The following is a 9,729-nucleotide window of genomic DNA, read 5'->3' as shown; positions in this document are numbered from 1 at the left end:
GAGGGCCGCCGCCTCGCCCGTGGCGGCGCGGGACCTGGTGCGGGCGCCGGTGCGGATCGCCGACGCGGCGGCCGTGGGGCTGCTCAGAACCGGCGACCGGGTGGATGTGCTGGCCGGCGCGCGGGTGGTGGCGCGGTCCGTGCCCGTGGTGGGGGTGCCGGAGGCGCGGGCCGACGAGCCGACGGACGGCCCGCCCCGGGACGGCGGGGCGCTCATCGTCCTGGCGGTGCCACGTCCGACGGCAGCCGCGTTGAGCGGGGCGGCGGCGAACTCAGCGCTGGGGGTGGTGCTGTGCTGAGCTGCAGCTTCTGGCCGCTCGAATGCATGCAATCAACCTCCATACAAGTGCGGGGGGTTGGCCGTTCCGGCGCGGAAGCGAACAATCGACCGGTGTGAAGGGTTTCAAGGAGTTCCTGTGGCGCGGCAATGTCGTCGAGCTTGCCGTCGCGGTCGTCATCGGTACGGCCTTCGGCCCGGTGGTCGACGCGTTCGTCAAGGGCGTGCTCAATCCGTTGATCGGAGCGTTCGGGTCGAAGAACCTCGACTCGTACGCGTCCTGCATCAAGGGGCCTTGCACCATCGCCAGTGGCGAGGTCACGAAGGGGGTCGCCATCCTGTGGGGTTCCGTGATCGGGGCGGCGATCACCTTCACCCTGACCGCCGCCGCGGTGTACTTCGTGGTCGTGCTCCCGCTCAATGCGTACAACCGCCGCAAGGAGCAGGTGGGCGAGCCCGTACTCTCGGAGGCCGATCTGCTCACCGACATCCGTGACTTGCTGGCAGCGCAGCGCCGCTAGCCGGGGTCACGGCTGAAAGAAATGAAGGGACTGTCTCTGTTGAAGGGCTTCAAGGCCTTCCTGCTGCGCGGCAATGTCGTCGAACTGGCCGTCGCCGTCGTGGTCGGCGCGGCGTTCGGCAAGATTGTCGACGCGTTTGTGAAGGGCATCATCAACCCGGTCGTCGGGCTCATCGGCACGCAGAACCTCGACGGCTACGCGTGGTGCCTGAAGGCCCAGTGCCAGGTCAGCGCGGCGGGTGATGTCAAGTCGGGCGTGGCCATCGCCTACGGCTCGGTGCTCGGTGCGGCGTTGACGTTCACGATCACGGCGGCCGTCGTCTACTTCCTGCTGATTCTGCCGATGAACAAGTTCAACGAGCGGCTGAAGAACGGCAAGGTGGAGGCACTGGCGCCGACCGAGGTCGAACTGCTGGCCGAGATCCGCGATCTGCTGGCCCGCGAAGCGGCGGGGCGGGATGCGACAGTGCCAGCGCCGACCGATCACGGCGGGGCGAAGAGCTTCCGCTAGTCACCGCCGAGGCTCAGAGTTCGGAGGTTCAGAGGTGGTGCGGGGGCTTCTCGTCGAGGAAGCGGGCGAGATCGGCCGCACTGTCACTGCTCTGAGCCGGGCGGTCGCCCCAGCCCGCATCGCTGTCGTCCGGCGACGGACGGTCCAGCGGGTCGTCGAAGATCAGCGCGGCGGCGGGATCGGGACTCGGGTTGGGGTTGGGGGCGGGGGTGCTCATACGGTCAAGGGTACGGGCTGCCCGCACGCCGAAGGCCCGGCCGCGCGTCGGGGGAAGGACGCGTGGCCGGGCCTGACCCGGGGCCGGATTATGCGGCGACGGGGACCTTGGCCTCGGCCGGGGCCTGGGCGGCCTCGGCGGGGGCGAGCTCAGGGGTCTTACGGAGGCCCTTGAGCAGGATCACCAGACCGGCGGACACCGCGGTGCCGGCGGCGATGGCGATCAGGTAGAGGAACGGCTTGCCGATCAGCGGGACCACGAAGATGCCGCCGTGCGGGGCACGCAGCGTGTTGCCGAACGCCATGGCCAGGGCGCCGGTGACCGCGCCGCCCACCATGGAGGACGGGATGACCCGCAGCGGGTCGGCTGCGGCGAAGGGGATCGCGCCCTCGGAGATGAAGGAGGCGCCGAGGACCCAGGCGGCCTTGCCGTTCTCGCGTTCCTCCTCGGTGAAGAGCTTGCCGCGGACCACGGTCGCCAGGGCCATGGCGAGCGGCGGGACCATACCCGCGGCCATCACGGCGGCCATGATCTTCAGGGCGCCGGGGGTGGGGTCGGTGACCGCGATGCCGCCGGTGGCGAAGGCGTAGGCGACCTTGTTGACCGGTCCGCCGAGGTCGAAGCACATCATCAGGCCGAGGATGACGCCCAGGATGATCGCGTTGGCCCCGGACAGGCTGCTCAGCCAGTCGGTCATCCCCTTCTGGGCCGAGGCGATCGGCTTGCCGATCACGACGAACATCAGGAATCCGACGACGATGGAGGACAGGAGTGGAATGACCACCACCGGCATCACGCCACGCAACGTCTTGTGGACGTGGACCTTCTGGATGGCGAGGACCACAGCACCCGCGATCAGACCGGCGATCAGACCGCCGAGGAAGCCCGCCTTGATGGTGACCGCGATATAGCCGCCGACGAAGCCGGGGACCAGACCGGGCCGGTCGGCCATGCCGTAGGCGATGAAGCCGGCCAGGACCGGGATCAGGAAGCTGAAGGCCCCGGCGCCGATCTGGAACATCAGGGCGGCCCAGCTCGCCTTGTCGGCCCAGTCGAAGTGGTCGACGACGGACTTGGCGTTGACGATCTCGTAGCCGCCGACCGCGAAGGACAGGGCGATCAGCAGACCACCGGCGGCGACGAACGGGACCATGTAACTGACGCCGGTCATCAGCCACTTGCGGAGCTTGGTGCCGAAGTGGTCGTGCTCCCCGGCGCCCTTGTCCATCGGGACGCCGCCACCTGCGGCGGGGGCGGTGGACTCGCCGCGGGCCGCCTTGCCGCGGACCTCGTCGATGAGCTCGCCGGGGCGGTTGATGCCCGCCTTGACGCCCACGTCGACGGTCGGTTTGCCGGCGAAACGCTCCTTCTCGCGGACCTCCACGTCGTGGGCGAAGATCACGGCGTCGGCGGAGGCGATGACGGCGGGGTCGAGCCGGGTGAAGCCGGCCGAGCCCTGGGTCTCGACGGTCAGCTCTATTCCCTTGTCGGCGGCGGCCCGCTGCAGGGACTCGGCGGCCATGTAGGTGTGGGCTATGCCGGTCGGGCAGGAGGTGACGGCGACGATGCGGAAGGGCTCGTCGGCCGCAGGGTTGGTTGCCGCCGCGCCCGAAGAGGAGGCCACTCCCGCGGTCTCGGATGCGGCGGCGGTCCGGGGCTCCGCGGACGGTTCGACGTCACCGCGGATGAGGGCCGCGACGTACTTCGCGTCGTCGGCGGAGCGCAGCGCGCCCGTGAAGTCGCCGTCCATCAGGCGACGGGCCAGCGACGACAGGATCGTCAGGTGGTCGCTGTCCGCACCCGCCGGGGCGGCGATGAGGAAGATGAGGTCGGCCGGACCGTCGGGCGCACCGAAGTCGACCTTGGCAGCGCTGCGACCGAAGGCCAGGGACGCCTCGGTGACGTGCTCACTACGGCAGTGCGGGATACCGATGCCGCCGTCGAGCCCGGTCGGCATCTGCAGCTCACGGGCGGCCACGTCGGCAAGGAAGCCGTCCAGGTCGGTGACCCGGCCTGCGGCGACCAGACGCTCCGCGAGCGCACGCGTCGCGGCTTCCTTGGTGTCGGCGGTCAGGTCGAGATCGACCAGATCCGCGGTGATCATGTCGCTCATCGCGCGGCTCCATTACGAGAGGAGTTGGGGACGTGGTTCCTCACGCCGGCTCCCGCAGGAGACGGTCGATCGGCACATCGGTGGTCGTGGTGACCGCCGAGGGTTCGAGGTCCTCGGGCGTCGGCATGACGCTCCCGGGGAGCTGGACGGCGGCCGCGCCGTGCGCGACGGCCGAGGCGAGGGCGGCAGCGCCGGTGCCGCCCTCGGCGAGGAAGCCGGCGAGCGAGGCGTCGCCGGCGCCCACGTTGCTGCGTACGGCGCCTACGGCGACGTCGGCGCGCCCGTAGTACGTGCCCGTGTCGTCGACCAGCAGTTGGCCGTCGGCGCCGAGGCTGGCGAGGACGGCGCGGGCGCCCATCGCGCGCAGTTCGTCGGCGGCCTTGACCGCGTCGCCGATGGTGGTGAGCGGGCGGCCGACGGCCTGGGCCAGCTCCTCGGCGTTCGGCTTGACCACGTCGGGGCACTCGCGCAGCGCGGCCAGCAGCGACGGGCCCGAGGTGTCCAGGGCGATGCGGGCTCCGGCGCGGTGGGCGCGGGCGACGAGCTCGGCGTACCAGGCGGGGGCCAGGCCGCGGGGCAGGCTGCCGCAACAGGCGATCCAGTCGGCGCCGGCCGAGCGGGTGCGTACGGCGTCGAGCAGCGCCTCGGACTCGGCGGGGCACAGGTGCGGGCCGGCCGCGTTGACCTTGGTGAGGGTGCCGTCTGGCTCGGCGATGGCGATGTTGATCCGGGTCCGGCCGCTGATCTCGACGCCGGCCGCCTCGATGCCCTGCTCGACGAGGAGCCGGGTGAGCAGCGCGCCTTCCGGCCCGCCGAGCGGCAGCACAGCGATCGTGCGCCGCCCGGCGGCGGCTACCGCACGGGAGACGTTGACGCCCTTGCCGCCGGGGTCGACCCGGTCGGCGGTGGCGCGCAGCACCTCGCCGCGGTCCAGGGACGGCACCTCGTACGTACGGTCCAGGCTCGGGTTGGGGGTGACGGTCACGATCATGCGCGCACCACTTCCGTGCCGGCGCGTTCGATGGCCCGGGCGTCCTCGGGGCTGAGCCCCTGATCCGTGATCAGCATGTCCACGTCGGCCAGTTCTCCGAAGCGGGCGAAGTGTGCCTGCCCGAACTTCGAGGAGTCCGCGAGCAGTACGACCCTGCGGGCGGCGCGGATCATGGCCCGCTTCACCGCGGCCTCGGCGAGGTCGGGGGTGGTCAGGCCGCCCTTGCCGTTGTCGGCGAGAGAGAAGCCGTTGGCGGCGATGAAGGTGACGTCCGCGTTGATGTCGCCGTACGCACTCAGCGCCCACTCGCCGACGGCGGCGCGCGTGCGGTGGCGTAGCCGCCCGCCGACCAGGTGGAGGGTGAGGTCCGGGTACTCGGCGAGGCGGGCGGCGATGGGGAGGGCGTGGGTGACGACGGTGAGACGGGAATCCAGGGGAAGAGCGGCGACGAAGCGGGCGGTGGTGGTGCCGGCGTCGATCACGACGCTGCCGTCGGAGGGCAGCTCGGCGAGGGCCGTTTTGGCGATGCGGTCCTTCTCGTCGGCGGCGGTCGCCTCGCGCTCGGTCAGGTCGGGCTCGAAGTCCAGGCGGCCGGTGGGGATCGCACCGCCGTGCACGCGTCGGATGAGGCCGGCTCGGTCCAGCGCCTTCAGGTCCCGGCGGACGGTCTCGGGCGTGACGTCGAACTCCTCGGCGAGGGAGGGGACGTCGACGCGGCCGCGGTCGCGGGCGAGGCGCAGGATCTCCTGCTGGCGCTCCGGTGCGTACATGTCTGGGTGAGTCCGTTTCGTGTCCGAACCTGTGGTTTCGGCAAACCGTACGCCCGCGTTGCGGGAAAGTAAACAGACTCGGGCAAGATTCGGGCCGGACCGGGCATCGGGGTCGGACCGGCCCGGTCGGGGGTGGTTGGAATCGCCCACGCCGCCCTTTCCCGAAACCGGGGCTCCGCCCGGACCCCGCTGGGGCGCTGCCCCCAGACCCCCGGTCCTCAAACGCCGGACGGGCTGGATCGTCCGCAACCCGGGCGGACCCCGCCCCGGCACGGCGGAGGGGGCACCTCCCAGACGGCGTCTGGGGGAGAGTCCGGCGCAGGCGGCCGAAGCGCGGGAGGCGCGCCCGCGCCGAGCGCTGCGAAGGCGGCACGAAGAAATAGTGAGCCCCCGGTGCCGGGGGGGAGGGCACCGGGGGCTCGGCTCAGGGGAGGCCGGAAGGGGCTAGGTGTTAGGCGGCTTCGTATGCAAGACCTGATGCTCGGGCCATGCGCTTGAGATCGGCAAGAGCGTGCTTTTCGATCTGGCGGATGCGCTCGCGGGTGAGGCCGTGCTGCTTGCCGACCTCGGTGAGCGTGCGCTCGCGGCCGTCCTCGATGCCGTAGCGGGCGCGGATGATGGAGGCGGTGCGGTCGTCGAGGCGGCCGATCAGGTCGTCCAGCTCCTCGCGGCGAAGCATGACGAGGACGGAGTCCTCGGGGGAGGCGGCAGAGGTGTCCTCGACGAGGTCGCCGAACTGGGTCTCGCCCTCGTCGTCGACGGCCATGTTGAGGCTGACCGGGTCGCGGGCCCAGTCGAGGACGTCGGCGATGCGCTCGGGCGTGGAGTCCAGCTCGGCCGCGATCTCGGCGTGCTCGGGGTCGCGTCCGTGTTCGCGGTTGAACTCGCGCTGGACGCGGCGGACGCGGCCCAGCTCCTCCACGAGGTGGACGGGGAGCCGGATGGTGCGGGACTGGTCGGCGATGGACCGGGTGATGGCCTGACGGATCCACCAGGTCGCGTACGTCGAGAACTTGAAGCCCTTGGCGTAGTCGAACTTCTCGACGGCGCGTACCAGGCCGGCATTGCCCTCCTGGATCAGGTCGAGAAGCGGCAGGCCGCTGCGCGGGTAGCGTCGAGCTACCGCGACGACGAGGCGCAGGTTGGAGCGGATGAAGACGTCCTTGGCGCGGGCTCCCTCGGCGGCTATCGCCTCGAGCTCCTCGCGGCTCGCGTCCGCGCCCTGTCCGAGCTCCTCGCCTGCCAGGAGCTGCTCGGCGTAGACGCCGGCCTCGATCGCCCTGGAAAGCTCGACCTCCTGCGCGGCGTCGAGCAGCGGCGTACGCGCGATCTCGTCCAGGTACATCCCGACGAGGTCGCGATCCGCGATCTCGCCGTGGCCTGTGCGAGCGCTGCTGTTCCCGCCAGCGGTACGACGGGCGACGGCACGGGTTGCCATGCGTGCTCCCTTGCGAAGGTTCGGTCGGGTGTCGGTTGAGTGGGTGGGTTCACAAGCAGTTACCTTGCGGCTGCCCACTCGAAAAGGGATAACGACTGGAATCCGGACACAATTCCCATCCGGGCCGCCGATTTTTACGATCTTGCAGTACCCTGTCCCGCCACACAGGGAGGTGGCTCGTTGCCAGAGCGTATGGACGTCCAGGTCAGGCCCGGTCGGGAGGAGGACCTGGAGGCCCTCACCGAGCTCTACAACCACTACGTCCGTGAGACCCCGATCACCTTCGACCTGGAACCTCTGACGCCCGAGCAGCGCCGCCCATGGCTGGTCTCCCACCCGGAAGACGGGCCATACCGCCTTTTGGTTGCCTGCGAGGCGATCGGCGGCCTCAGCCCTTGCCGGATCCTCGGTTACGCCACCAGTAGCCCTTTCCGGCCCAAGGCGGCTTATGCCACCTCCGTCGAGGTCACTGTCTACCTCGCACCCGACGCGGGCGGCCAGGGCATCGGCACCCTCCTCTACGAGGCGCTCTTCGAAGCCCTCGCGGCCGAGGACCTGCACCGCGCCTACGCCGGCGTCGCCCAGCCCAACGAGGCATCCGAGCGGCTGCACGCCCGCTTCGGCTTCCGGCCGGTCGGGGTGTACCGGGAGGTCGGGCGGAAGTTCGGGCGGTACTGGGATGTCGCCTGGTACGAGAAGGAGCTGAACCCCAAGCCCTAGAACCCCTTCCAGGGCGTCCAGTTGACCCGCTTAGCGCATCCGCAGGCCCTCGGGAGGCACAACACGCAATGTCACCCGAACCGGTGACAACGGCTCCTAGCGTCGGCGTCGGGGGGAGTCAGAGGAGCCCAGGGAGGCTGATGTGGCGACCGAGTCCAGGCGAACGGTAATCGAGCCGACGCGGGTCAGCGGGCCGCTCAGAACGGCCCGGCGGCTGGACGACGACGAGCTGTTCCGCCCACGGAGTCCGCGAGAACCATGGAGCCCAAGCAGGCCGCCAAAGCCTTCGAAGCGCCCCCGCCCCCTCCCCCCGACGACGACACCGTGGTCCTGGACCTACGTCCCCGCCGGCGCACACGAGGATGGCGGCGGACCCGCCTGTCCGCGATCATCGCGGCGAGTATCGGCGGCGGCGTCCTGCTCGCCCTCGTCCTAACCGCCCGGATCGTCGTCCCGGCGACCCCGACCGGCCCCCGGAGCAGTGCGAGCCCGAGCGCCCACGCGACCGCCTCCGCGCAGCCGCAGACCGTCGTGCTCCGCCAGGGCGACAGCGGCACGGACGTCTCCGAACTGCAGTCGCGGCTGCTCCAGATCCCGGACGTCTACCCGGACGGAAAGGTCGACGGCCAGTACGACACCGTCCTCGCCGCAGCGGTGGCCCGTTTCCAGCTCTGGTACGGGATCCGCGGCGACGAGGACGGGGAGTACGGGGACGCGACGCGCCGGGACCTGGAGTCCCGTACAACGGCAACCGGCACAACCAGCTGAGGGATCAGCGCAGCCAGGGAAGGTCGGCGGCCGTGCCCAGCTGCGGCTGCAGGCCTTCCGCGATCAGGCGGTGGATCTCCCCGAGCTGCTGGATCTGCTCCGGGGTGAGCCGGTCGAAGATGGCGCTGCGGACCGCCTCGACATGGCCGGGGGCGGCGGCGGTCAGCGCCTCGAAGCCCTCGTCCGTCAAAACGGCGAGCTGGCCGCGCCGGTCGCTGGGGCAGTTCTCGCGGCGGACCCAGCCGTTCTGCTCCAGGCGGGAGATGGCATGCGAGAGTCGGCTGCGCGTAATCTTCGAGCGTTCGGCCAGTTCGGTCATGCGCATGCGGCGCTCGGGGCTCTCGGAGAGCCACACGAGCAGGGTGTAGTACGCGTGCGGCATGCCCGCGTCGCGCTGGAGCTGCCGGTCGAGTGCATCGGAGACCAGCTGGGCAGACGCGATGTAGGCGCGCCAGGCGAGCTGCTCTTCCTCGCTCAGCCAGCGGGGTTCTGCGGTCGTCGTCATGTTTCCAGTTTATGGACTTCGCTTGAATTTTCAATGATCCGGCCGTATCGTCTTTCAGGATGGCTTGAAACTTCAAGATCTTTACGTGCTTCCAAGGAGCGAGCAGCGATGAGCACCCCCACCCGCGAAGAGCGCATGCCCGCGATCTACCTTTCGCACGGCGCCCCGCCGCTCGCCGACGACCCTGTCTGGCCCGGCGAGCTCGCCGCCTGGTCCGCCGACCTTCCCCGCCCGAAGGCGATCCTCATCGTCTCGGCGCACTGGGAGGAGGCCCCGCTGGCGCTCGGCGCGACGACCACCATCCCTCTTGTCTACGACTTCTGGGGCTTCCCTCAGCACTACTACGAGGTCCAGTACGCGGCCCCCGGCGCCCCCGCGCTCGCCGACTCGGTGCGCAAGCTGCTGCGCGGCGCCGGCACGCCGGTGCAGGACTTCCCGGACCGCGGCCTCGACCACGGCGCGTACGTCCCGCTGGTGGAGATGTTCCCGGCCGCCGACATTCCGGTGCTGCAGATCTCGATGCCGACGCTCGACCCGGTGAAGCTCCTCGACATCGGCCGGAAGCTGGCGCCGCTGCGCGACGAGGGCGTGCTGATCATGGGCAGCGGATTCTTCACCCACAACCTGGCCGCGCTGAGGCAGGCGGCGGGCGGGCGGGTGCCCGGCTGGTCGGCGGAGTTCGACGACTGGGGCCGGCGCGCGCTGGAGGCGCAGGACATCGACGCGCTGCTCGACTTCGCCCACAAGTCCCCCGCCGGGCAGCTCGCACACCCGCGTACGGAACACTTCGCACCGCTGTTCGTTACCCTCGGTGCTGCCGGGGACGAGCTCGGCGACCAGCGCAGCGTCATCGACGGTTTCTGGATGGGACTGGCCAAGCGCTCCATCCAGATCGGCTGA

General features: G+C 70.6%; 11 protein-coding genes and 1 pseudogene. 6 read left to right on the top strand and 6 right to left on the bottom strand.

The genetic code is table 11. The annotated features are described in order from the left end of the window. From EFK10_RS16965 to mscL, 3 genes and pseudogenes are all read left to right on the top strand, one after another. Positions 1-298: pseudogene (locus EFK10_RS16965) on the top strand (hypothetical protein); the annotation flags it as partial. Positions 299-392: 94 nt separating this feature from the next. Beyond that, on the top strand, positions 393-797 hold the full coding sequence (locus EFK10_RS16960) for an MscL family protein (protein ID WP_127356526.1): 405 nt from the start codon (positions 393-395) through the stop codon (positions 795-797). 21 nt (positions 798-818) lie between these two features. Further along, a complete protein-coding gene (gene mscL / locus EFK10_RS16955; RefSeq protein ID WP_127356525.1) occupies positions 819-1,307 on the top strand; it encodes a large conductance mechanosensitive channel protein MscL in 489 nt (162 codons plus the stop codon). A 28-nt stretch (positions 1,308-1,335) separates the two neighbouring features. Here mscL and EFK10_RS16950 read toward each other — a convergent pair whose 3' ends face one another. The 5 genes from EFK10_RS16950 to EFK10_RS16930 all read right to left on the bottom strand — a co-directional run bounded on the left by EFK10_RS16950 (position 1,336) and on the right by EFK10_RS16930 (position 6,836). Next, positions 1,336-1,524 carry a hypothetical protein gene (locus EFK10_RS16950; protein WP_127356524.1) on the bottom strand — a complete coding sequence of 63 codons (189 nt, stop codon included), beginning with the start codon at positions 1,522-1,524 and terminating at the stop codon, positions 1,336-1,338. An 88-nt stretch (positions 1,525-1,612) separates the two neighbouring features. After that, positions 1,613-3,637 (bottom strand): PTS fructose transporter subunit IIABC, encoded by a 2,025-nt coding sequence (locus tag EFK10_RS16945; RefSeq protein ID WP_127356523.1) that lies wholly within the window; start codon positions 3,635-3,637, stop codon positions 1,613-1,615. 40 nt (positions 3,638-3,677) lie between these two features. Continuing rightward, complete coding sequence (pfkB, locus tag EFK10_RS16940; RefSeq protein WP_127356522.1) at positions 3,678-4,628, bottom strand: 1-phosphofructokinase; 951 nt, start codon at positions 4,626-4,628, stop codon at positions 3,678-3,680. Continuing rightward, positions 4,625-5,398 carry a DeoR/GlpR family DNA-binding transcription regulator gene (locus tag EFK10_RS16935; RefSeq protein ID WP_127356521.1) on the bottom strand — a complete coding sequence of 258 codons (774 nt, stop codon included), beginning with the start codon at positions 5,396-5,398 and terminating at the stop codon, positions 4,625-4,627. The genes pfkB and EFK10_RS16935 overlap by 4 nt, the downstream gene beginning before the upstream one ends. A gap of 451 nt (positions 5,399-5,849) precedes the next feature. Beyond that, complete coding sequence (locus EFK10_RS16930; protein WP_127356520.1) at positions 5,850-6,836, bottom strand: sigma-70 family RNA polymerase sigma factor; 987 nt, start codon at positions 6,834-6,836, stop codon at positions 5,850-5,852. A gap of 192 nt (positions 6,837-7,028) precedes the next feature. On the opposite strand from EFK10_RS16930, the gene EFK10_RS16925 reads away from it, so the two are divergent. Together EFK10_RS16925 and EFK10_RS16920 are read left to right on the top strand one after the other, a co-directional pair. After that, positions 7,029-7,556 (top strand): GNAT family N-acetyltransferase, encoded by a 528-nt coding sequence (locus EFK10_RS16925; RefSeq protein WP_407647090.1) that lies wholly within the window; start codon positions 7,029-7,031, stop codon positions 7,554-7,556. A 258-nt stretch (positions 7,557-7,814) separates the two neighbouring features. Beyond that, positions 7,815-8,324: a peptidoglycan-binding domain-containing protein gene (locus EFK10_RS16920; protein WP_127356518.1), complete on the top strand. Its 510-nt coding sequence runs from the start codon at positions 7,815-7,817 to the stop codon at positions 8,322-8,324. 4 nt (positions 8,325-8,328) lie between these two features. On the opposite strand, the gene EFK10_RS16915 is transcribed toward EFK10_RS16920, so the two are convergent. Beyond that, positions 8,329-8,829 carry a MarR family winged helix-turn-helix transcriptional regulator gene (locus EFK10_RS16915; RefSeq protein WP_127356517.1) on the bottom strand — a complete coding sequence of 167 codons (501 nt, stop codon included), beginning with the start codon at positions 8,827-8,829 and terminating at the stop codon, positions 8,329-8,331. Between the two features lie 108 nt (positions 8,830-8,937). On the opposite strand from EFK10_RS16915, the gene EFK10_RS16910 reads away from it, so the two are divergent. Further along, complete coding sequence (locus tag EFK10_RS16910) at positions 8,938-9,729, top strand: dioxygenase family protein (RefSeq protein WP_240677263.1); 792 nt, start codon at positions 8,938-8,940, stop codon at positions 9,727-9,729.

Origin of the sequence: Streptomyces soli (genome assembly GCF_003999195.1) — a bacterium.
Taxonomy (GTDB): Bacteria; Actinomycetota; Actinomycetes; order Streptomycetales; family Streptomycetaceae; genus Actinacidiphila; species Actinacidiphila soli.
This window is presented reverse-complemented; position numbering and strand designations above follow the sequence as displayed.